15 protein-coding genes are annotated in these 23,323 nt (G+C 46.5%); 9 read left to right on the top strand and 6 right to left on the bottom strand.

The features are described from left to right. Window positions 1-14 precede the first annotated feature (14 nt). Both CLV59_RS28195 and CLV59_RS28190 read right to left on the bottom strand, forming a co-directional pair. Complete coding sequence (locus CLV59_RS28195; RefSeq protein ID WP_111595458.1) at window positions 15-2,939, bottom strand: FAD-binding and (Fe-S)-binding domain-containing protein; 2,925 nt, start codon at window positions 2,937-2,939, stop codon at window positions 15-17. Window positions 2,940-3,028: 89 nt separating this feature from the next. Beyond that, window positions 3,029-3,916 carry a DUF72 domain-containing protein gene (locus tag CLV59_RS28190; protein ID WP_111595457.1) on the bottom strand — a complete coding sequence of 296 codons (888 nt, stop codon included), beginning with the start codon at window positions 3,914-3,916 and terminating at the stop codon, window positions 3,029-3,031. A gap of 117 nt (window positions 3,917-4,033) precedes the next feature. Between CLV59_RS28190 and CLV59_RS28185 the strand changes: the two genes are divergently transcribed. From CLV59_RS28185 to bshC, 4 genes are all read left to right on the top strand, one after another. Next, entirely contained in the window at window positions 4,034-5,449 is a 1,416-nt protein-coding gene (locus CLV59_RS28185) for a glycogen synthase (protein ID WP_111595456.1), read from the top strand. A gap of 31 nt (window positions 5,450-5,480) precedes the next feature. Further along, on the top strand, window positions 5,481-6,752 hold the full coding sequence (locus CLV59_RS28180) for a glucose-1-phosphate adenylyltransferase (protein WP_111595455.1): 1,272 nt from the start codon (window positions 5,481-5,483) through the stop codon (window positions 6,750-6,752). Window positions 6,753-6,771: 19 nt separating this feature from the next. Continuing rightward, the gene (locus tag CLV59_RS28175) at window positions 6,772-8,241 is read left to right on the top strand and encodes a glycoside hydrolase family 130 protein (RefSeq protein ID WP_111595454.1); all 1,470 of its coding nucleotides are present in this window, start codon (window positions 6,772-6,774) and stop codon (window positions 8,239-8,241) included. 171 nt (window positions 8,242-8,412) lie between these two features. Then, entirely contained in the window at window positions 8,413-9,996 is a 1,584-nt protein-coding gene (gene bshC / locus CLV59_RS28170) for a bacillithiol biosynthesis cysteine-adding enzyme BshC (protein WP_111595453.1), read from the top strand. A 248-nt stretch (window positions 9,997-10,244) separates the two neighbouring features. Here the strand turns inward: bshC and CLV59_RS28165 are convergent, their stop codons facing one another. The 3 genes from CLV59_RS28165 to CLV59_RS28155 all read right to left on the bottom strand — a co-directional run bounded on the left by CLV59_RS28165 (window position 10,245) and on the right by CLV59_RS28155 (window position 12,750). Continuing rightward, on the bottom strand, window positions 10,245-11,024 hold the full coding sequence (locus CLV59_RS28165; RefSeq protein WP_111595452.1) for a DoxX family protein: 780 nt from the start codon (window positions 11,022-11,024) through the stop codon (window positions 10,245-10,247). A gap of 61 nt (window positions 11,025-11,085) precedes the next feature. Beyond that, complete coding sequence (locus tag CLV59_RS28160) at window positions 11,086-12,315, bottom strand: RNA polymerase sigma factor (RefSeq protein ID WP_111595451.1); 1,230 nt, start codon at window positions 12,313-12,315, stop codon at window positions 11,086-11,088. Between the two features lie 96 nt (window positions 12,316-12,411). Next, window positions 12,412-12,750 carry a YciI family protein gene (locus tag CLV59_RS28155; protein ID WP_111595450.1) on the bottom strand — a complete coding sequence of 113 codons (339 nt, stop codon included), beginning with the start codon at window positions 12,748-12,750 and terminating at the stop codon, window positions 12,412-12,414. A gap of 136 nt (window positions 12,751-12,886) precedes the next feature. Between CLV59_RS28155 and CLV59_RS28150 the strand changes: the two genes are divergently transcribed. From CLV59_RS28150 to uvrA, 4 genes are all read left to right on the top strand, one after another. Next, entirely contained in the window at window positions 12,887-13,327 is a 441-nt protein-coding gene (locus tag CLV59_RS28150) for a hypothetical protein (protein WP_146616344.1), read from the top strand. A 47-nt stretch (window positions 13,328-13,374) separates the two neighbouring features. Further along, window positions 13,375-13,956: a hypothetical protein gene (locus CLV59_RS28145; protein ID WP_111595448.1), complete on the top strand. Its 582-nt coding sequence runs from the start codon at window positions 13,375-13,377 to the stop codon at window positions 13,954-13,956. 181 nt (window positions 13,957-14,137) lie between these two features. Further along, entirely contained in the window at window positions 14,138-14,608 is a 471-nt protein-coding gene (locus tag CLV59_RS28140) for a hypothetical protein (protein WP_111595447.1), read from the top strand. A 107-nt stretch (window positions 14,609-14,715) separates the two neighbouring features. Beyond that, window positions 14,716-17,229 carry an excinuclease ABC subunit UvrA gene (uvrA, locus tag CLV59_RS28135; protein ID WP_111595446.1) on the top strand — a complete coding sequence of 838 codons (2,514 nt, stop codon included), beginning with the start codon at window positions 14,716-14,718 and terminating at the stop codon, window positions 17,227-17,229. Between the two features lie 48 nt (window positions 17,230-17,277). Here the strand turns inward: uvrA and CLV59_RS28130 are convergent, their stop codons facing one another. Further along, complete coding sequence (locus tag CLV59_RS28130) at window positions 17,278-19,500, bottom strand: FUSC family protein (RefSeq protein ID WP_111595445.1); 2,223 nt, start codon at window positions 19,498-19,500, stop codon at window positions 17,278-17,280. A gap of 270 nt (window positions 19,501-19,770) precedes the next feature. Between CLV59_RS28130 and smc the strand changes: the two genes are divergently transcribed. Next, window positions 19,771-23,301 (top strand): chromosome segregation protein SMC, encoded by a 3,531-nt coding sequence (smc, locus tag CLV59_RS28125; protein ID WP_111595444.1) that lies wholly within the window; start codon window positions 19,771-19,773, stop codon window positions 23,299-23,301. Window positions 23,302-23,323: the final 22 nt, after the last annotated feature.

Here is a 23,323-nt window from a genome sequence, read left to right as displayed (position 1 = left end):
CCGGATATACGAATTTATACAAGACTGTCGAACAGAATTTCAATCGGGTGTCTGGCAATGACGCCGGTACCATCTTTCACCTGATGACGGCAACTGGTTCCCGGAGCCGCTATCACGGTGCCTTTGGCAGCATTACGCACCGCAGGAAACAGCACCATCTCTCCAATCTTCATACTGATATCATAGTGTTCTTTTTCATATCCAAAAGAACCCGCCATACCGCAACAACCGGAAGGAATTACTTCCACCGTGAAGTTCGCTGGCAGGGAAAGGATTTTTTTGCTGTATTGAGGAGACGACAAGGCCTTTTGCTGACAATGTCCATGCAGCTTGATATGTAATTCCTTTTTGGTAAACTGTGCAGCGGTGATATTGCCTTTTTCCGCTTCCATAGCGAGGAATTCATCTACCAGGTACACATGTTTGGAGAGTTCCTGCGCACTTTTGCGAAGTCCTTCTCTCACCAGGTCAGGATATTCATCGCGGAAGCTCAGAATAGCAGACGGCTCAATTCCCAACAGGGGTGTGTTTTCATCGATTTTAGTCTGGAAAATACGAACGTTGTCTTCCGCAATTTCGCGGGCTTCCCGCAGCAATCCTTTGGACATATAGGCTCTCGCACTTTCCGGATGTTCTATCATTTCTACGCGGTAACCCAGTTTGTGCAGGAGTTTTACCGCTTTGATACCGATAGGCGTATCGTTATAGTTGGTAAACTCATCACAGAAGAGATATACCTTTTTATTACCTGTTTTACCTTTTGGCTCTTTCGGCCATTTGCGTACAAACCAGTTACGGAAGGTGGTCTTATGCAATGTAGGCAGGGAGCGTTTAGCGGCAAACCCGGACACTTTACGTATAACGGCGCCGGTTATACTATTTTTCACCAGCCCGTTGTAAAGATGTGGCGCAATGGAGGCCAGCGCATTCAGTCGGGAATAGTTACCGATCATTTTGGCGCGCATCGGTACGCCGTTGGCATCATAGTAATGCTGGAGGAATTCCATCTTTAGTTTGGCCATATCCACGTTGGAAGGGCATTCCGACTTACAGCCCTTACATGCCAGGCAGAGATCGAGCACATCGTAGATCTCTTCATGATCAAACTTGTTTTCTTTATTGGAGTGGGTGAGGAATTCGCGTAAAATATTTGCCCTTGCACGGGTGGTATCTTTCTCATTCCTGGTAGCCATGTAGCTGGGGCACATGGTACCGCCACTGAGCTGTGTTTTGCGGCAGTCTCCGGAGCCATTGCACTGTTCTGCGTGCTGCAGAATGGTTTGATCCGGAAAATGGAAGATAGTATTGATATTGGGAGACACCTGTCCTGGTTCATACCGGAGCATGCTATTCATCGAAGGCGTATCGACAATCTTATTAGGATTGAAAATATTCTCCGGGTCCCAGGTGTATTTAATCTGACGCAGTAACTCATAGTTTTTAGCGCCTACCATTTGTCGGATGAATTCACCACGCAAGCGGCCATCGCCATGTTCGCCAGAGAGGGAGCCCTGGTATTTTTTTACCAGTGTCGCAATTTCTTCGGCAATTTTGCGGAAGAGGTGATTCCCTTCTACCGTTTTCAAATTGATGATAGGGCGTAGGTGAATTTCTCCGGAGCCGGCATGTGCATAATGCACGGCATATAATCCGTACTGTTCCAGGATCTGGTTAAAATCGCGGATGAAGTGAGGTAAGTCTTCCACTGCAACAGCGGTATCTTCAATCACAGGTACTGCTTTTTCATCGCCGGGAAGGTTACTGAGTAGTCCCAGACCGGCTTTACGCAGGGTCCATATTTTCTTGGTATCCTCTCCGAACAGTACCGGGAAATGATAACCCAGGCCTGCTGCGCGGAGTTTGGTCTCCACTTCGTTACAAATGGTTTTGATGTCTTCACGGTTATCGCGGCAGAATTCCACTACCAGGATAGCGCCCGGATCGCCTTGTACGAAGAAGCGGTTTTTACTTTGTTCGATATTATCCTTGGTACACTCCAGGATGTAGTGGTCAATCAGTTCACTGGCGCTGGGTTTGAAATCCATTACCAGCACGTTGGCCCGGAGGGATTCATCGATGTTGTTGAAGTGTATGCAAAGGAGACCCGTTTCCTTTGGAGGGAGCGGGTTCACGTGCAATTTGATTTCTGTCAGAAAAGCAAGGGTTCCTTCCGATCCTGCAATGAGTTTACAGAAGTTGAATTCCTCTGTACCAGCAGTGAATGGCGCTGTTTCCAGCAGCATGTCTACTGCATAACCGGTATTGCGGCGGGGAATACTTTTCTTGGGGAACTCTTTCCGGATTTCTTCCTGGTTGGTATGCAAACTAAGGGCGGTCCGTATTTGCTGGTAAATTTTAGTTTCCAGGTTATCGGGGCCTTCGCATTTTTTATGGAAAGTGTCGGTATCTATTGCGCCGAAGGTGGTTTCGGTACCATCGCTGAGAAGGGCTTTCACTTCCAGCAGATGTTCGCGGGTACTACCGTATACAACAGAGTTGGAGCCGCAGGAGTTGTTGCCTACCATCCCGCCAATCATGGCGCGGTTGGCGGTGGATGTTTCAGGTCCGAAGTAAAGTCCGTGCGGTTTGAGGAACATATTCAGTTCATCGCGGATGACGCCGGGTTGTACGCGTACCCATCCTTCTTCTTTGTTGAGTTCCAGTATTTTGGTAAATGTTCTGGAAACGTCTGTGATGATACCGTTCCCTACTACCTGTCCGGCGAGAGAGGTGCCGGCAGTACGGGGTATCAGTGATGTCTTGTTTTCTCTGGCAAAATGGATCAACTTTTTAAGATCTGCCACATCGGCCGGAATAGCCACTGCAAGGGGCATTTCGCGGTATGCCGAAGCATCTGTGGCGTAGAGGGTCCGCATGGTGTCATCTGTGTATAGCGTGCCTTCCAGTTCCTGGGCCAATTGCTCTAGCTTGTCGCGCATGATTAGTTCCTGTTAAATTGAAAGGGCGAATTTAATATATCAACTTGTCTTTTTCATCTCCTGTAATAAGATCGTCAAAAAAAGTCGGGCTATTTTAATAATTGTGGTTTTTTTATTTCAATTCCACATACTCTTTTCAGCTGTTCTGCCAGGTAAACGCCTAGCTCCGGTGTGTATTTTTCATCGGGGGTATGGAGGAAAAAATAGCATTCCTTCAATCCATGACTGAGCCAGTATTTCAGACGGTGCATCCAGTCATCTATTCTTGTAAAGTCGGTCGGGTGCTGATTTGCGACGAAACGCACAAACGTTATGGGGAGGGTAAGATGCATATGTAAAACATCGCGTCTTCCGGCAGTATCAGTGATCACCAAACCAGTTTTTTGTTTACGCAGGAAGGTAAACAGGTCCATCATAATATCTTCTTCGGCGAACCATTGGGGATGTCTTAACTCCACAAAAAACAGTAGATCTTTGGGTAACTGGGCGATATAATCATAGAGCTGTTGCTTTCTGTTGGGACCGAATTTATCACTCAACTGTAAAAATATAGCGCCGAGGTGTTTTCCAAAGCCCAGGAGCCCATCCAGGAAGTAGGTGGTTCGTTCATCTGCATTGGCGAGACGATTATAGTGACTGATGGCCTGGGGTACTTTCGGGCAGAACACGAAATCCTCGCCACGAGCCTGCTCTCCCCATCTGCGGATGGTAGTCTCATCATAAATCTTATAATACGTGGCATTCAGCTCAATGCTGTTGAAGTGTTTGATATATTCCTGGAGATATTGACTTTCGCGGGTTCCTTCCGGATAGAGCAATCCTACCCAGTCTTTTCTGCCCCATTTGCCAGCGCCCGTATAAATATGAGGATGCGCAACTGGTTTGCCTTTCAGGACGTGTTTATTGAACAGCGGTTCTGCTGGAAGCTTGAAATCTATGTCTTCCAGCATGGATGCGGGTACAAGACCGAATTTCATAACCTGATGTTTTTAGAGTACAAGCAAGGACAATCAATGAGCTTTAACTACCAGCAAGTTAGGAAAATTTTGAATTTCAATTTTTTGAGATTAACTTAAGTGTATACAATTAGCAGCATGGAAATTTTACACGTCAGCGCGGAATGTTATCCGGTAGCCAAAGTAGGTGGCCTGGGAGATGTGGTCGGAGCTCTGCCCAAATATCAGCAGCAACTCGGGCATGTCGCCAAAGTGGTATTACCCGCCTACAGGAACAAATTTTATGATACCCATGAATTTGATGTTGTTCATCAGGCTGGCATGTGGCTGGGTCACGAGTGGTACCATTTTAATATCCTGAAGGAACGACAGAACAGCCTTGAGTTTGACCTGTACCTGGTAGATATTCCCGGCCTCCTCGATACCCCGGGCGTTTATGGATATCCCAATGATACAGAACGATTCCTGGCCTTCCAGATAGCAGTACTTGACTGGATCAACGAATGGAATCATCTGCCCGATGTCATTCACTGTCACGATCATCATACCGGACTGATTCCCTTTCTGCTGAGCTGGGGGTACAAATACAGCCGCCTCAAAGAGGTACCTTCTGTACTCACTATTCACAACGCACAGTACCAGGGCCAGTTTGGATGGGATAAGCTCTACCTGATCCCGGGCTTCGATCTGTGGAAATCAGGTCTGCTGGATTGGGGCGGTTGCATCAATCCGCTGGCAGCGGCCATCAAATGTGCCTGGAGAGTGACTACGGTTTCTCCCGGTTACCTGGAAGAACTCTATACAAATGCCAATGGCCTGGAATGGCTGATTAGCAGTGAACGTGCAAAAACATGTGGTATCATTAACGGCATAGATACCGTTGTTTGGGACCCAGCTACCGATCCGCGTATTTCAAATAATTATACTCCGGAACTGGTTCCGGAAGGAAAAGAAGTGAACAAAGTAAAGCTCTGTGAACGATTTGGGCTGGATGCCTCCTTGCCGTTGATTTCCTTTATTGGGCGATTGGTAGGGGATAAGGGCGCCGATCTGCTCCCGGAAATTATCGGAAGAAGTTTACATGAACTGCCAGGAGAAGTGAACTTCCTGGTATTAGGTAGCGGAGACCCGCATATTGAAGCACAATTGAAAGAAACCCGTAATTATGCCAGCTATGGATTTAACCTTCATATTGGTTATGATGAGGCATTGTCGCACCAGATCTATGCCGGCAGCGATTTTCTTCTGATGCCTTCCCGTGTGGAGCCTTGCGGACTGAATCAATTATATGCATTGCGATATGGCACAGTACCTGTAGTAAGAAGTACAGGTGGCCTGAAAGATACCGTCACTGATTTCGGCGATGCCGGAGGAGTAGGTATCCGCTTTATACAGCCCTCTGTTTGGGATGCATGCACCTCCGTTAAAAGGGCCCTGGAGCTTTACCACGACAAGCGGCGTATGCGCGATGTGCAGCTTGCAGGTATGCACCTGGACCACTCCTGGACCACCTCCGCAGCGCAGTATGTGGATCTCTACAGGAGCATGAAGTAGTCTGATACAAATTCTTAATTCCCAATATAATATGTCCAATAGCGTAATTTCCATTATTCTGGGGGGAGGCGCCGGTACCCGCCTGTATCCACTTACCCGCCGCCGCTCCAAACCAGCCGTACCTCTCGCCGGAAAATACCGACTGGTGGATATCCCCATCTCCAATTGCCTGAATGCAGGCCTGAACAGGATTTTCGTGCTGACGCAGTTCAATTCTGCTTCTTTAAACAAGCACATCAAAAACACCTACCATTTCAGCAATTTCGACAAAGGATTTGTAGATATTCTGGCAGCAGAACAAACGCCGGATAATCCCACCTGGTACCAGGGTACAGCCGATGCCGTACGCCAGTGCCTGCACCACATGGAAAACTTCGAGTTTGAGTATATCCTCATTCTTTCCGGAGACCAGCTATATCAGATGGACTTCCATAAAATGCTGCAGCAACACAAGGATGCCGGTGCGGAAATATCCATCGCTACCATCCCGGTAAGCGCCAAAGACGCTTCCGATTTTGGCATTCTGAAAACCAATGAAGCCGGTGCTATTGTGTCTTTCACCGAGAAACCCTCCCAGGACGTATTGCCGCCATGGGCTTCAGAAGTAAGTGATGAAATGAAGCAAGAAGGCCGCGTTTACCTGGCCAGCATGGGCATTTACATTTTCTCCAGGAAAGTGCTGTTCGATATGCTGCATGACCAGCCGGATGCGACCGACTTCGGCAAACAACTCATTCCATACGCTATTGAGGCGAACTATAAAGTATTCAGCTATCAATATGAAGGCTACTGGACAGATATCGGAAACATACCGTCCTTCTTTGAAGCCAATATTGGCCTGACAGACGATATTCCCCTGTTTAACCTGTATGATGAGTCGCAGACCATCTATTCCAGGGCCAGAATGCTGCCTCCGGCAAAAATTTCAGGGGACATTCAAAAAACAATGATCGCCGATGGTTGTATTATTCTGGCAAGCCGCCTCGAACGATGCGTCATCGGTATTCGTACCCGCATCGGAAAAGGAAGCATCATCACCAACAGCTATATTATGGGAAGCGATTATTATCAAACCCTGGATGAACTGAACAGAGCTAAGGATAATGGTCTTCCGCCAATGGGAATTGGAGAGGATTGCGTTATTAATAATGCCATCATTGATAAAAACTGCAGTATCGGAAACGGCGTACATATTAATGGAGGCAAACATCTGGCAGACGGGGATTTTGAGAAATATACCGTGAAAGATGGTATTGTTGTAGTCAAAAAAGGAATGGTGCTGCCCGACGGATTCGAAATTTGATGACTAAATGTGGTAAACCATGCAATTGTCTATTGATAGGAAGTCCACCAAAGTATATCCAGACCTGAAAAGGGTAGTGGCCCGGTTTTTCTTCAACGGAGAAGCCCGCGCAAAATCCATTATCCAAAAAGTGGCTGATATGACGGATACAGAAGTGAATCTAACGATTATGCCTATACTGAGAGAATTCTCCAGGCGACATCGTAACATCACCCGTATCTTCGAACGGCACGCGGAAAAGGTCAGTCATCTCTTTGTGCCACTGGGACTTAGTTATGGCAACATAAACTATCATAAACGACTGCTCATTGGTTCCTATTTCACCAACGAATACTCCATAGAGTCCGCTGCATTCTTCAACCCTTCCATAGTGGAAGATATTGACCAGAGTGGTCTGGAAGAAGGCGAAAAGCGCATTATTATCAGTTTCAGGGCGGTGGGCGAAGGACACGTGTCTTCCATAGCTTTCCGCAATGGCCTCATCAACAGGAACAATGAAATAGAACTGGAAGATCCCGGTAATTACATAGACGAAGCGGAAGTGAAACGCAATGCGGTATATGAAAAGCAGTCTTTCTTTCAGAATGCTGTATCCATCAATCTGCCGGACTCCATTATGCAGGAAGTGCAGAACTGTCTTTCCGATCAGTTTGAGTATCAGTCGCTCAAAAGGGCCATCCGCGATATGCAGCAACGCTACCAGGTAGACCATCTCCTGAAAAAGGAACTGGAAAGAGTGCTGTGGCTGGCAGATAGCTATTATGAGCTGAATTTCTCCCTGGATACAGATATTTCCGACCGTATCATCTTTCCCTATTCCGACGCAGAAAGCAGGGGGATAGAAGATGCCCGGTTCGTCCGATATACAGATGAAGATGGCAGCGTGACCTACTACGCCACCTATACAGCCTTCGATGGCATTACCATTCAGCCGAAGCTTTTACAGACTTCCGATTTCTATTATTTCAAAATATTACCCTTGTACGGAGAAGGCGCCCAGAATAAGAATCTGGCGCTTTTTCCCCGCAAGATCAATGGTAAATACGTAATGATCTCCCGCATTGATGGCATCAATGGGTATATCATGTACTCCGACCATATTAATATCTGGGAAAATCCTCAAATCCTTCAAACCCCGAAATATCCCTGGGAGTTTGTCCAGGTGGGCAACTGCGGCTCTCCTATAGAAACGCCGGAAGGCTGGCTGGTGATTACCCATGGGGTAGGACCTATGCGTACTTATTGCATCGGGGCGAGTCTGCTGGATCTGAATGACCCCAGGATAGAAATAGGCCGACTCAAAGAACCGCTGCTGATGCCTACCAAAGACGAGCGGGAAGGCTATGTACCGAATGTATTGTACTCCTGTGGCTCTATCATACATAATAAAGAGCTGATTATTCCCTATGGTTTATCGGACTATGCATCGGGTTTTGCCACTGTTAACCTGGAAAGATTATTGGCCACTATAAAGGCCGATGGCGTATGATTCCATCTGTCATGTGAATGACAGTATTTTTCCCCTCCAGTTACCGTTCCTTAATTACCTGATCCGGGAATCAAAAAACTGTTTAACTTCGTACATTCAAAAATTTCGATGTATTGGTTTTCTTTGAGCTCCACCACATCTGTAATTCGTCATTTGTAATTATTGATAGATATGCTCGAATATATTCCTTATGGGAAAACTGGCTATTTTAGCCAGCTGGTAACAGATTTTTTGGCAGAAGATCCACAGATTAGGCCTTATTACAAATATTCACCCGTCAGACCGGATTTTGCAGCAGCGATAGATGCCCGAAAGGCTTTTAACACTCCCCGCAAGGAACTGGCAGCAGCACTGGAAACGCAATATGCCACTTTGGAAGTCATACCGCCGGTATATGAAAACATCCGATTGCTGGAAAGCCCTGATACCTTTACTGTCTGTACAGCCCATCAACCCAATATTTTCACAGGTTACCTCTATTTCGCCTATAAAATTCTGCAAACGATAAAACTGGCCGGAGAACTGAAAGCGCAGTATCCTCAGTATAACTTCGTGCCGGTATATTATATGGGCAGCGAAGATGCAGACCTGGAAGAACTGGGTAGCATCTACCTGGAAGGTAAAACCCTGACCTGGAAAACGGATCAGCAAGGGCCTGTAGGTCGGATGGACCCCAAGGGGCTGGACTTGCTGATTCAACAAATACAAGATAACATTGGGTTTGCGCCGCATGGTCAGGAGTTGCTGGAGATTTTACGCAAAGCTTACCTGGAGCATGCAAATATTCAGGAGGCAACCTTATACCTGGTACATACGCTTTTTGGGCGTTATGGACTGGTAACGGTGGTACCGGATAATCCGGCGTTAAAGCGTTTATACATTCCCGTGATGAAGGATGAACTACATCATCAGCGTTCTCACGACCTGGTAGCAGACACCCTTGCTAAGATCGGGAACCATTATAAAATACAGGCCAACCCGAGGGATATCAACCTGTTTTACCTGGAGAAAGGGCTGCGGGAGCGTATTGTGCGGGAAGGTGACCGATGGAAAGTACTCCATACTGCTATCAGCTTTGATGCTGCCGGTCTGGATGCAGAACTGGAAGCCCATCCAGATAAGTTTAGTCCGAATGTGATTCTCAGAGGCATGTTCCAGGAAACAATACTGCCGAATATTGCATTTATCGGCGGTGGTGGGGAGATTGCCTACTGGCTGGAACTGCAGGAGTTATTCCAGCATTATGGCGTGCCTTATCCTATTCTGTTACTCCGTAATTCATTGTTATTGGTAGATGAACAGAGTAATGTGCGACTGGAAAAATTGGGTCTGCCTGTGACTACTCTTTTCAAAAGCACCGATGAAATCGTTAATGGCTTTGTACAAGAACATACCAATGCTTCTCTGGTGCTGAAAGATGAATATGCGGCTATAGAGAAGCTATTTGATGAACTGGAAGCGAAAGCGCGTGAGATAGATGTAACGCTGGTAGCGAGTGCAGGAGCAGAGCGGAAAAGAGCCATGAAGTCGATCAGCAAACTGGAACATAAATTCCTGCGTGCAGAAAAGAAAAAGTTCTCCTGGCAAACGGATCAGATCTGTACGATCAAAGCGCGACTTTTTCCTGCCGGCTCACTGCAAGAAAGAAAAGAAAACTTCATTCCATGGTACGCTATGGAAGGCCCGGCCTTCTTTGATCGCGTACTGGCCGCTCTTACGCCAGTAACAGATCAGTTTACTATAGTTGTATCATAAATAGTTTTGAGTTACTCACTCTGCAAGGAACGTTGAAACATTCTTACGTCCCTTCGTTCCGCGCACCGCGCGGAACGAAGAAAAAAAGTAAAGCGACAAAACCGACAGCGAAGCTGTCGGTTTTGTCGCTTTAAATAAAAAAATATAATCCAAAAGTCTTATATTACAATTGTTGACCTAAATCGAATTAGTTTTTGCTTGTGAACTGTCATAAAGGGTGCCTGCCATCCACAGCAGCCACCCTTTTTTTATTTCCTAAAAGCCCCCAGCCGCCAAGACACCGCCGTAGTCACCACAAACATCCAAGGCCAGATAATATGCATATGATTACCTACAAAAGCATGAGACACAGATGCGCCCGTCAGGTCGAAAATAATGCCCGCATAGGCCCATTCTTTAATAATACGGAAGCGTTTATTCGGCAGCAGTATAGCCAGACCGCCCAGCGTCTTATAAATACCTAACAGTTGCGTGAAAAAATCAGGATACCCCATCTGACGCATACCATTTTCCGGACCAGTGGCCAGCACAACATCCGCCAGACCGCCAGAGATCATCACCATAGCTGTAATAACAGTAACGGTCCAGTAAATAACTTTGAAAACAGTAGTAGTGGAAGAGGCAGCATCCGGAATCAGCCATTTTCTGCTTTCGGGACGAGTGGCCCAGGACACTAAACTTAACGTGGCGAAGATGATCGGGCCAACTGCCGATGCAGTATCATGCGTGGCTATATGAGAATAGGCGGCTGTAATATATACCAGGAAAATACCACAATAAGCCCATTCTTTCTGCCGACCTAATTTCGGCAGGATTAACACCAATACCGCTGCAATTTTCCATGCGCCAATGATATACAGCAGATAAGAAGGATAGCCCAGTGTTACAAATACTTGTTGTACAAATGGAAGCTGTGCCAGATCCCAATAGGCGCCAACAGTGGTTTCCAATAATACGATAGCTGTGGCTATCCAATAAATAATGGTTCTGGTAGTGAATGACCAATGGGTCTTGCCTGCTAATTGCATAAAATAGTGTTTTTATACTATTACAAGGAACAGGAATTCCGAATATGGACACGTCAGCGGATTATTTTTTTAAATTTTTTAGTTTTTCTTCCAATAACTGTATTTCGGAGGGGATGGTAGTGATGGAAAGTGCCTGCTGATAAGCCTTTGCGGCCTTTTCTGTATCCAGCTGTTCGTATAAGGCTCCCAGCAACAGATAATAATCAGTATGCTGTGGTACCTGTAGTTCCAGGAGTTCTTTTAAGGCAGCGGCGGCTCCTGCTACTTTGTATTTTGCATAAAGCCTATTCAGCGCGCCGGCAGCAGAGTACTTAATGGTGAGGAGTTGATCATAGAGCTGCAATATCTCTTCCCATTTGGTGGTGGAGTCTTCCGGAATACAGTGCCAGTAAGCAATGCGAGCCTCCAGATGATAGGAAGTGAGGTAGTTGCCGCTGGCAGAAAGTGCCAGGTAATGCATTCCCTGGCGAACCAGTGGCAAATCCCATTGGCTGCTGTCTTGCTCATCATACAACAGCAGGGTGTCTTCTTCTGGCTGTCTGGCCGCAAAACGGGAGGCATGAAAACAAATCAATGCAATCAGCGCATTGGTGGCAGGCGTGTTGGTGGGGGGATATGTTGTTAACTGCAAACAAAGTCGTAATGCTTCCAAACACAAATCACGACGTAATACCTGATCTTGGGTACGGGAATAATATCCTTCATTAAATACCAGGTAGATGACATGCAGTACGTTTTCCAGGCGGGGAATGATATCCTGATCCGCAGGCATTTCCAGCTGAATATTTTCCTGTCGCAATCTATCCTTTGCACGGAGCAATCGTTTGCTGATAGTTTCACGGTTGGTGAAAAAAGCGGTGGCAATCTCCTCAATACCAAACCCACAAAGAATGCGTAATGCCAGTCCTATCTGCGCTTCGCTGGCGATCACGGGATTGCAGACGGCAAATATCATCCGGAGTTTACTATCCTGGATATGTTCTTCGGAGAAGTCCAGCTCCTCTTCACTGACGCTGTTACTGGTGATGACGGGCATTACCTTATCCCGGTATATTTTATCCCTGCGCCAGAAGTGAATAGCTTTTTGCCGGGCCACCAAATATAACCAGGCAGCGGGATTGGCGGGAATACCTTTAATTCCCCAGGTTTCTGCGGCGGCGAGAAATGTTTCGCTGGCAATATCCTCCGCGGCATGCATATGCTGTACGCCAAACTGGCGCGTAATTACGGCCACAATACGAGGGAATTCCTGCTGGAATAAGTCTTTTAAAGATACGGTGGGTGTTTCCATACGACTGAAAAGAGGTAGTCAAAAGTAAATATTCCGGATAAAAATAGGGAATATTTACTTCTGACTACTTCTTCGTTTATGCATCACAGTTAGTTATCAACCATAGATAGGACGTACTTCTACGGAACCATCCGCTTCCAGTACAGGGCAGCCATGCGCCAGTGTGAGCGCTTCATCTATACTGGCAGCCTTAATCACAATATAGCCGCCGAGCTTTTCTTTGATTTCCACGAAAGGCCCGTCTGTTACCACGCCTCCCGGACGCAATACCTTTCCTGCGAGATCCAGCCGGGAACCATTATTCACAAAGTACCCCTGTGCAGCAATTCCCTCCACCCAGGATTTCCATTTCCCGGCTAATTCAGCCATTTCTTTAGGACTGGTTTGACTGAAGTCATAACTGGGCTGTCTGAACAGCAACATAAATTCTTTCATTTTTAGGCTTTTAATTGTTTACGAATGTAATCATCCCTTGTATAAGGATTGAAGCAAAAAAATATGGACAAGTATCTCGATAAATTTAATGACCAATGGCACGAATGTTGTCATTTTTCGGCAAATTGCATCCCTGATGACGATTAAAGGAGGTCCCTATGCGTATGATTGGAAAGAAGGTATTCTGGCAATCGCCCTTATTGTACTGTTTAGCATATTCCAGTTCTCCACGGCATTATTGATCACCATTTTTTTATCAGGAGGATGGTTGTACTGGCGCCTGCGTCAATGGCATATTATCACGGTAACGATTACTGACAAACAATTGCTGTTACAATATGCCAACTGGATGAAAATGGATAAAACGGTCACTTATCCGCTAGATTCGCTGAATTTTGTAGTGAGAAAAATGTTGGTGCAGCGAGGAATGGTCAGACAAAAAATGTTAAGTATCTATTCCGGCAACCAGGAAATAGCTGCCTTCATGTATACCAAAACCCGATTTGACTGGGATAGCATCCAGCAACTCATAGACAATTTGAAGAAAGCCCGTGTGCCGGGGATCAGCGAGTTATAATGCCAACGCTCGCAAAAAATATGAAAACCAATTAATAGATCTATATCATGAAAAAAGTGTTACTGTTAGCCGTAATGGGACTGATGGGCTCCAAATTGTATGCGCAAGATTTCAAACATGGAATTGGAACCGGCTTTATTTTTTCTACACCTCCAGGTACAGTAGGTTCAGAAGGAGATGTTTCCCTGAATTACTATCCCCGCGTTAATTTCGAATTGAATAAATCTACTTCCATCGCTGTAGGTGTACCATTGGCATTTGGCTTTGGCGGTTCTTATTCTGATGGCTTTGGCGGTACCCGTAAAACCTTCTCCTTCGCTATCAATGCGCCGGTAATGGCAGAATATAACTTCGGAGCAGGAGCGGTGAAAAATACTAGCAGAAGATTTGGCGCCTTTGCCGGTGCTGGTTTTGGTTTGCACTACGGGCACTATTATTATTCAGATTCCTACTATGAGGATTTGAGCGTGAATAGCAATAAGACCTCTGCTGGTCCTGCTGCGAGCTTAGGCGTACGCTTCGCTGTTGGTCGTGGTAAACACAATATCGAAGTACGCACTTCCTATATGCATACCCTTGGCAACGATGGTGGCAATATTGTAGGCACTTACTGCCTTTTCAACTTCTAAAGAAAAATGGCGGGATGTAAAGTCCCGCCATTTTTATCAGCCACCATCGCTTTTAGGAACGCGATGATACCCATGTCATCATTTATGAGCTAGAGGCGGCAGGCGTTGCTGAAAGTCTTTAATAATGCTACCTTTACATGCCTAAGAAAAAATTCCCTGAAATTATTACGAACCATCACCTATGAAAGTGGAAGCAACACCTGGCAACAGGATTAAATGGTCAGCCTACCGTATTTTTATTTTCCTTTTTATCATCCTTATTTATAACACTCCGATTATCCACGGATATCAGTTGCATCTTATTATTGGCGCAGGAGCGGTGATGCTGCTCTGGTCTATTTTTCGTCAAAGAGAGGAGGCGGTTATTATTAGCGACCAACACCTGGAAATCATAACATGCAATGCGCTCAACAGAAAGATTACGAAAGGCTATGACCTGCGCGACATAAAGTATAATCTGTCAAAAGAAAGAAATTTACGGGAGAGAGAAGCCGATCAGTCTGATCCGGAACAGAAATTATATCTCTATTATAAAGAAAGATTTATCGTGAAAATTGATAGTCGCAAAAATGGGTGGAACAAATATAAAATAGATAAGATGGTAGATGGATTGAAAGAAGCAGGTGTTCCGCTGCAATATAATCCTTCATAAATAGATTATTTGGGGAGACAGCCATCCCTCGGACTTACGTCTCCCTAAATCAGCTGCTAATTCTGTCAGTCTCCGCCAGAGGGCATAGTTCTTGTGGCAAATGAGATATGCAGCAACAATCTACCCCTGGTTTTGTGAATGTAAGAGGCGCTCGTGAGCATAACCTCAAAAATGTGGATCTACAAATTCCCCGCGATGCATTGGTCGTGTTCACCGGTATTTCCGGTTCGGGAAAATCATCCCTGGCTTTCGGAACCCTCTATGCGGAAGCCCAGCGCCGATATTTGGAATCGGTGTCTCCTTATGCCAGAAGACTTTTTCACCAAATGCCTGTTCCTGAAGTGGATGAGGTAGACGGACTTCCACCCGCTGTTGCTTTGCAGCAGCAACGCGGTACGCCTACTACTCGCTCTTCTGTGGGCAGCGTTTCCACCTTATCCAACCTGCTAAGAATGCTCTTCAGCAGGGCAGGGGATTACCCCGCGGGGGCTCCTATCATCCATGCGGAAGGGTTTTCGCCGAATACCCCAGAGGGCGCATGTTCTACCTGTCATGGAATGGGGAAAATCTACGATGCCACAGAAGCCTCTATGGTACCAGATCCTAGTCTTACTATCCGGGAAAGAGCCGTGGCCGCCTGGCCTACCGCCTGGCAAGGACAGAATTACCGGGATATCCTGACCACATTGGGGTATGATGTGGACAAACCATGGAAAGACCTGCCTCAAAAATTACGGAATTGGATACTTTTCACGGAAGAACAGCCAACAGTCCCAGTATATGCCAGTTTCACACTGGAAGAGGTAAAAGCTGCACTGAAAAGAAAAGAAGAACCCAGCTATATGGGCACTTTCATGGGTGCGAAGAAATATGTCATGCACACTTTTGCAAATACGCAAAGCGCCATGATGAAAAAACGAGCGGCGCAATACATGCTCAGTACTACCTGTCCGGAATGCCATGGTAAACGATTACGCAGAGAATCGCTGGCAGTGAAATTTGCCGGAATGGACATAGGAGAGATGTCAGCCATCCCACTGAAACGCCTATACGAATTAATGGGGGATCGCCTGAAATTATCTGCTGCAGCGGATAAGAAACATCCCGAAAAGGCCCTGGTGGTACAGCGTATAGCTACTGATCTGGTAGCCAGACTACAGGTAATGCTGGAGCTGGGACTGGGATACCTTTCCCTGGAAAGAAGTACGCCTACTTTGTCGCCAGGAGAACTGCAACGTTTACGACTGGCAGTACAGGTCAGATCAAATTTGTTTGGGGTAGTATATGTACTGGACGAGCCCTCTGCCGGCTTACATCCGGCGGATACGCAGGCATTACTGCGGGCATTGGACCGACTCAAAGCGGCCGGTAATTCGCTCTTTGTAGTAGAACATGATTTAGAAGTGATGCGTTATGCCGATTGGATCGTAGACGTAGGACCATTAGCAGGAGAGAAGGGCGGCCAGATTTTGTACAGCGGCAAACCAGAAGGACTGGCAAAAGTCAGGGATTCGCTGACAGCCGGTTACCTGTTTCATGGTACAGATCAGGTACACCATCAGCCAAGGTCAGCTAGCAGCGAATGGCTGCAGCTCCGCGGTATTACGAGAAATAATTTAAACCAGCTGGACGCCGATTTTCCATTACGCCTCTTCACAGCAGTGACGGGCGTTTCCGGCTCAGGGAAATCAAGCCTGGTGAGTCAGGCATTGGTGGAACTGGTATCTGCACATTTGGGAACTACTTTGCCAGCGGAAGAAGAGGCGCCTGACTTGGCGGAAGATAAACCAGAAACCCTTGGCGGGCGTATATCTGGAGGAATGGAGCATGTGAAACGCCTGGTACTGGTAGATCAGAAGGCCATCGGCCGTACGCCACGCTCTAATCTGGCCACCTATACGGGTTTATTTGATCATGTACGAAAACTCTTCGCTGCCACACCTGCTGCCAAAAAGCGGAAGTACGATGCCGGACGTTTCTCCTTTAATATGCCAAAGGGACGCTGTGAAAACTGCAATGGAGAAGGCTTTGTGATGGTGGAGTTACTGTTTCTGCCCAGCGTATATGCGCCTTGCCCGGTATGTCATGGAAGTCGGTATAATGCCGCCACCCTGGAAATAAAGTATAAGGATAAGTCGATCGCCGAAATATTGCAATTAACGGTAGATGATGCCCATGTATTTTTCCAGGGAGATGACGCTGTACATCATTCGCTGCATGTATTGCGGGAAGTGGGTTTAGGATACTTGCGCCTGGGACAGCCGGCAACGGAGCTCTCCGGAGGAGAAGCGCAACGTATCAAACTGGCCACAGAACTACAACGTATAGGGAAAGGAAATACGCTCTACATCCTGGATGAACCTACGACTGGGTTGCATCCGGCGGATGTTGATAAGTTGATGACCCAGTTGAATCTCCTGGTGGATGCAGGTAATACAGTTATTGTAGTAGAGCATAATATGCGGGTATTGGCAGGTAGCGATTGGATCATTGACATTGGTCCCGGAGCAGGAGAGGAAGGTGGAAAGATAGTAGCACAGGGGACTCCGGCAGATGTAGCCAAATCGAAGCATAGTAAAACGGCTGCCTTTCTTGCGAAGTATTTATCTCCCGGAAAATAAAAAAGCGGGGTAATTATCCCCGCTTCATTTATCTCTATTTCATATTTTTTATGCTAAGGCTTTCCCCATATCTCTCACGAGGGAAAGGATGGCTTGCAGCTGATCATGCACTTGTTTGGCTTCCAGCATTTCATCGCGCAGGGGCGTAGCGCCCTGACCTTCGTTGATTTCCTGCTGACGCATATGCACCAGTTCTTCCAGACGTTGATCCAGATGTTCGAAAGTATTCAGTGGCGCGGGCAGCGTAGTTTGATCTTTTGTTACCGGGTCCAGCATAAGCATCAGCTGATCTATGTAATGGAGCAGATAATTGGTCACCTCCTGGTATTCAGGACGCGGATACTGCACGCCATGGTGGAGACTATACGCCCCCAAAGCGGCTGCATGGGAAGTCAGCGTATGGTTCAACACCACAAAGTGATAAATGCGGGAAGCGTTTATCTGTTTACTCTTAGGTTCTGACAGCATTCGCTGGAAAGCCGCCATCATATTAGCGCTGGCTACATAGGTATCTTTCCTGGCCAGTTTAAAATCAGTAACGTTGACGTTTTCTTTCGAATAGGCATTCATCACTACTTCCAGGTAATGTCTGTTGGCCTGTAACATTTTTTTCATGTAGTTAGGCACGAAATTATGTTCCCAACTAGGCCATAGCACCATATTGGCAATGAATGCCAGCGCCCCGCCAATGAAGGTATCCAGTACCCTTTGTGCCGCATTGTACAGATCTGAAGGATGTAGGAAATGCAACAGGAAGATAATGAACGGTGTCACGAAAAACACGCTGAGCGTATATTTGAAGCTCATGAAACTATATGCGCCCAGGATACACAACAGCATCGAAATGAAGATGATAGTTGGATTATGGGTGAGATACAGTAATCCTGCAGCAAACAAGGCCCCTAAAATAGTGCCGATCAGGCGTTGAATACTCCGGGAACGGGTTAGTCCGAATCCAGGTTTCAGTATCACGATAATCGTCAGCAAAATCCAGTAAACGCGATCCAGATGTAAAGACATGCCCAGGATGTAACCCGCTACGGTAGCGAGACTCACACGAATAGCATGACGGAAGTTATGCGACTTGAAGGTCAGGTTGTCCCGGAAGGTTTCAAAATCATATTTGGTATGCGTCGTAAACTTGGAAAGTTCCAACTTAGGATCTATGGATTCATCTTTCAATCGTTCCAGGCGGGTCAGGCGGTGCAGATTGTAGATGCGCTGAGACATATCCTGCAAATTGGAAAGGATATTGGTGAGCGGCATCGTACGGGTTCTTTCCTTTAACGTCGGGAGTTTGAGGGTAATGTCGGCAATAGTTTTGCGCACTTTTTCCATTCCCAGTTTGAGGTTGGCTTTAGGCAAACTACGTTGGCCTGCGGCGACAGCCAGTCCTATGGTTTTCAGTTCCTCCACGAAATCCAGGATCAGTGTGTGGAATTTATCCAGTATTTCATCGTCTTTAAAATCGCGTTGTAAAGCCTTGTAATCTGTTTGGGAGGCCATGATTTGTTCCTGGAGGTCCACCATATCGAGGAAGATGAGCACCATGGACTTGTTGATACTGGTAGTCCCTTGTTGGTCGGAACGTCTTTTCAGCAGGAGTTCCCGCACATTTTCCTGTTTTTCGTTTACAAGTACCTGTTGTGCCAATACATCCCGGTAGTTATTATCTACGTTGATGCCTGGCGTATAAAAATTAGCCCGGAGTTCCAGGTATTTAGCAGTTTGCAGGATACATTCTCCCAGGGCCTGTTGTACGTTCAGATAAGGGCGAATCTGCCACAGCAGCAGCGCCAGCAGAGAATACCAGATACAGCCCAGTAGTACCATTCCAGAGTGTAACAGCACGGTAGCAGGCGATTGCAGAGATTCTCCCAGGATAGACACCAGTATCAGCAGGCAACCGGTTCCAATGTTGCCGCCACGGTTACCATATACCAGCAGCATAGCGTAAAAGAAGCAGCAACCGGCGATCCAGAAGATCATGGGAATGGTGTATGGAATCAGCAGCCCAGTAATGAGGGCGGTCAGAAAAATCAGGATTGTACTGATAATAAGGCCATTCCGCTTATGTATAATGGTACCTGGCACATCGCTGAGGGCAGTACACAAGGCGCCCATAGACATGGCTATGCCCAGCCCCAGCTGGCCTAAGGCGGCAAATACCAAAGAAGGCACTACTACGCTGATGGTAGTACGCAAACCGTTGCTGAAATGATAACTGTAAAGGAAGGTCTTAATGTCGTTAATCCAATTTTCTGTACGCAAACTCTAACGGGTTTTTGGAGCCCCAAAGGTAGAGAATACCCTTTGTTAAAAGAATATTCTGTATTAAATCTGACAGGAATTTAAATTTTAATTATTGTTTTCACTATATTTATAATCAGACCATTATAAATCCGGTGGAATGTTTGGGAATATTAAATTATTCACAGTTGTGCATAAAAAAATGCCGGAGATAACGTGTTCTCACTTAATTTACTTTTCATTCGGGTAAAATTATATCTTTGACGCCTTAAAAAATCTCGGAGTAAAGTCGTGCGCTTAAAAACACTAGAAATTAAAGGCTTTAAAAGTTTTGCAGATAAGACCGTTTTGCAGTTTGATGAGGGGATTACTGGGGTAATTGGGCCAAATGGTTGTGGCAAAAGTAATATTATCGACTCTATCCGCTGGGTGATCGGGGAGCATAAGATCAGTAATCTGCGTTCTGAAAATCAGGCAGGGCTGGTGTTTAATGGTTCCAAAACGCGTTCTTCCAGTGGGATGGCAGAAGTGAGCCTCACGTTCGAGAATACCAAAAATGTACTGCCTACCGAGTTTACTACGGTAACGATTACCCGTAAATTCTACAAAAACGGGGATAGTGAGTACCGCCTCAATGATGTTGCCTGTCGTCTGAAGGATATCCATAACCTGTTTATGGATACCGGCGTAAGTACCGATTCCTATGCGATTATTGAGCTGGGAATGGTAGACGATATCATCAAAGACAAGGAAAACAGCCGCCGTCGCATGCTGGAACAAGCTGCCGGTATCTCCATCTATAAAACCAGGAAAAAAGAGGCCAAAGCCAAACTGGACGCCACTGAGGGCGACCTTAACCGCATTGAGGACCTTCTCTTCGAAATCAATAACAACCTCAAAACACTGGAAAGTCAGGCCCGCAAAGCGGAACGTTTCTATGAGGTGAAGAAAGAGTACCGCGATGCGAGTATAGAACTGGCAAAAGCAGCCCTGGAAGGCTTTAACATCACCTTCAAAGACCTGTCCGACAAACAGCAGGAAGAAAGTGATCGCAAACTGGGACTGGAAACAGAGATCAAATCTGCCGAAGCAGCCGTGGAAGAAGATAAACTCCACTTCGTAGCCAAGGAAAGAGAACTCCAGACCCTCCAGAAATCGTACAACGAACTGGTAGCCACCATCCGTACCAAAGAAAACGACAAAAACCTCGCTTCCCAGCAACTTACCTATCTGAAGGAACGCGAAAAAAATATTACCGACTTTCTCAATAATGCGGAAGGACAGCTCTCCGGGCTGACTTCCTCCATCGAATTTTCCGAAAAACAAGTGGTGGAAGAAGGCGAAATCTTCGAAACCATGACAGATGAGCTGGAAACGCTGCGGGAAATGGTAGATGAGAAAAAAGATAAATTCCAGCAAAAGAAACAGGCCCTAGAAACGCTCCGTAACGACCAGCAGCGCTGGCAAAGACAGCAGTTCGAAGCCGAAAAGAAAGTGGCCGTTGCCGATACCTCCGTTCAAAACCTCCAGCGCAGCATGCAGCAGCTCCAGGAAGAGAAAGTAGGCCGTCAGCAACAAATTACTCAGCTGGAAGGGGAAAAAGCCACCCTGCAACAAACTCTGGAAACCGAGAAGACTGCCCTCGAGGAAATGATCCGCTTCCAGGACGAAACAAAAGAAAAAATCCTCGCTACTCAATCCGATATTGAAGGTCTTCGCGATCAACTGGTGGATGAGAACCGTAAGCTGGATTCAAAAAAGAATGAATACGACCTGCTTAAGTCGCTGGTAGACAGTCTGGAAGGGTATCCCGAAAGTATCAAATTCCTCAAGAAGAACCCCGATTGGAATAATGCCGCTCCTATTCTCTCCGATATCTTTTTCTGTAAGGAAGAATACCGCACCTGCGTAGAAAACCTCCTGGAGCCTTACCTGAACTATTACGTTGTCAATAATGCCGCTGAAGCCATACAGGCCATTCAGCTGCTAGACAGTAACAAAAAAGGAAAGGCAAACTTCTTTATCCTGGATCAGTTCCGTCAGCAGGCCGATAGTATCCTTACCCCGCCAGGGACCATACCAGCCCTGCAGGTAGTGGAAATCGAAGAAAAGTACAAAGGACTGGGCAATTTCCTGCTGGGAAAAGTATTTATAGGGGAAGACATCAGTCGCCTGGAATTCAGTCAGCTAGCCAGTGATGAGATTTTGCTCCTGGAGAAATCCGGACGCATGCATCGCGGGAAATATAATATCTCCGGTGGTTCTGTAGGACTGTTTGAAGGTAAAAAACTCGGACGTGCCAAGAACCTGGAGAAGCTGGAAGCAGAGATCAAAGACCTGGAAGCTATTGTAGGCCGACTGAAAGTGGCTATACAGGAAAAGCACAACCAGGTACTGGGATACAACAGCCAGCTCAATGAAAATAATATCAATGCCGGTAAAGACAAGATCAACCAGCTGAGTAACCAGCTGTTTGGCCTCCAGAACAGGATTGAGAACTTCCATCACCTTATAGAAGCGGGTGATAAACGCCTGGATGAAATGCAGCAATCCCTGGAAAGCAACCAGGAAAGCATTTCGGGAGTAAAAGAAGAACTCGACAACCTGAACGACCGGGTAAATGAATTGCAGGAAAGCATTGCGGAGGCCGACAGAACAGCCCAGGAATCTGAACAGCAATTCAATATGGCCAATGTGCAGTTCAATAACCAGAACCTGCAACAAACCCGCCAGCAGAGTAAGGTACAGGCCCTCAAACAGGAGCTGGAGTTCAAACGTAAGCAACTGACCGACCTGCACACGCAAATTACCAGCAACAAATCGCAATTGGAAGATGCAGTGGCCAACATCGCTGCCGCACAGGATAAACTGGATCATGCAGATGACGGCCTCGTAGAACTGTTCCGTAAAAGAGAAGAGGAGGAAAAAGCCCTCAACGAAAAGGACCAGGAATACTACAATTTCCGAAATCATTTGCAGGAGCTGGAAACCACGCTGCGTAACAAACAAAAGGCGCGTGAACAGCTGGACCAGCAATTGAATACCATCAAGGATAAGGTGAATGAACTGAAACTGCAACTGGCCTCCATGAAAGAAAGGCTCAGCGTAGAGTTCAAAGTAAACCTGGACGAAATCATTGATGAACAGCGTAGCTCTGAGCTGCCAGTGGAAGAACTGCAGGGTAGTGCAGAACGCCTGAAGAAACGCCTGGAAAATATGGGTGAAATCAACCCTACCGCTATTGAAGCTTTCCAGGAAATGAAGAAAAGGTATGAATTCATCCTGGAACAGAAAACGGACCTGGTGAATGCGAAAGACTCCCTGCTGGCTACGATCCAGGAAGTGGAATCCACCGCCAACCAGAAGTTCCTGGATACCTTCAATACCGTAAAAGAGAACTTTATACGGGTATTTAAAGCCCTGTTTACAGAGGAAGATCAGTGTGATATGATCCTGAGCGACCCTGAGAACCTGGCGGATACCGGTATTGAAATTATAGCTAAACCTAAGGGTAAACGTCCGGCAGCGATTACACAGCTCTCCGGTGGTGAGAAAACCCTCACCGCAACGGCGCTGTTATTTGCCATTTATCTCATTAAACCAGCGCCATTCTGTATTCTGGATGAGGTAGACGCACCGCTGGACGATGCCAACGTAGGTAAATTTACCAACATGATACGCAAGTTCTCCGACAACTCGCAGTTCATCATCGTTACCCACAACAAGCAGACGATGGCTGCTGTGGACGTTATTTACGGGGTAACAATGCAGGAACCCGGCGTCAGCAAACTGGTACCGGTAGATTTCCGGAGTTTGAACTGATCGCTGAGTTAAGTTGTTGTAG

Source organism: Chitinophaga dinghuensis, assembly GCF_003259435.1.
Taxonomy (GTDB): domain Bacteria; phylum Bacteroidota; class Bacteroidia; order Chitinophagales; family Chitinophagaceae; genus Chitinophaga; species Chitinophaga dinghuensis.
The sequence above is the reverse complement of the archived record's forward strand: the minus strand, read 5'-3'. Positions and strand labels throughout refer to the sequence as shown.

Coding starts and splice junctions, on each gene's coding strand:
- bshC (WP_111595453.1), top strand. CDS start 8,413: ATGCTCGAATATATTCCTTATGGGAAAACTGGCTATTTTAGCCAGCTG.
- CLV59_RS28145 (WP_111595448.1), top strand. CDS start 13,375: ATGAAAAAAGTGTTACTGTTAGCCGTAATGGGACTGATGGGCTCCAAA.
- CLV59_RS28140 (WP_111595447.1), top strand. CDS start 14,138: ATGAAAGTGGAAGCAACACCTGGCAACAGGATTAAATGGTCAGCCTAC.
- uvrA (WP_111595446.1), top strand. CDS start 14,716: ATGCAGCAACAATCTACCCCTGGTTTTGTGAATGTAAGAGGCGCTCGT.
- CLV59_RS28185 (WP_111595456.1), top strand. CDS start 4,034: ATGGAAATTTTACACGTCAGCGCGGAATGTTATCCGGTAGCCAAAGTA.
- CLV59_RS28155 (WP_111595450.1), bottom strand. CDS start 12,750: ATGAAAGAATTTATGTTGCTGTTCAGACAGCCCAGTTATGACTTCAGT.
- CLV59_RS28195 (WP_111595458.1), bottom strand. CDS start 2,939: ATGCGCGACAAGCTAGAGCAATTGGCCCAGGAACTGGAAGGCACGCTA.
- CLV59_RS28180 (WP_111595455.1), top strand. CDS start 5,481: ATGTCCAATAGCGTAATTTCCATTATTCTGGGGGGAGGCGCCGGTACC.
- CLV59_RS28150 (WP_146616344.1), top strand. CDS start 12,887: ATGACGATTAAAGGAGGTCCCTATGCGTATGATTGGAAAGAAGGTATT.
- CLV59_RS28190 (WP_111595457.1), bottom strand. CDS start 3,916: ATGAAATTCGGTCTTGTACCCGCATCCATGCTGGAAGACATAGATTTC.
- CLV59_RS28165 (WP_111595452.1), bottom strand. CDS start 11,024: ATGCAATTAGCAGGCAAGACCCATTGGTCATTCACTACCAGAACCATT.
- CLV59_RS28175 (WP_111595454.1), top strand. CDS start 6,772: ATGCAATTGTCTATTGATAGGAAGTCCACCAAAGTATATCCAGACCTG.
- CLV59_RS28160 (WP_111595451.1), bottom strand. CDS start 12,315: ATGGAAACACCCACCGTATCTTTAAAAGACTTATTCCAGCAGGAATTC.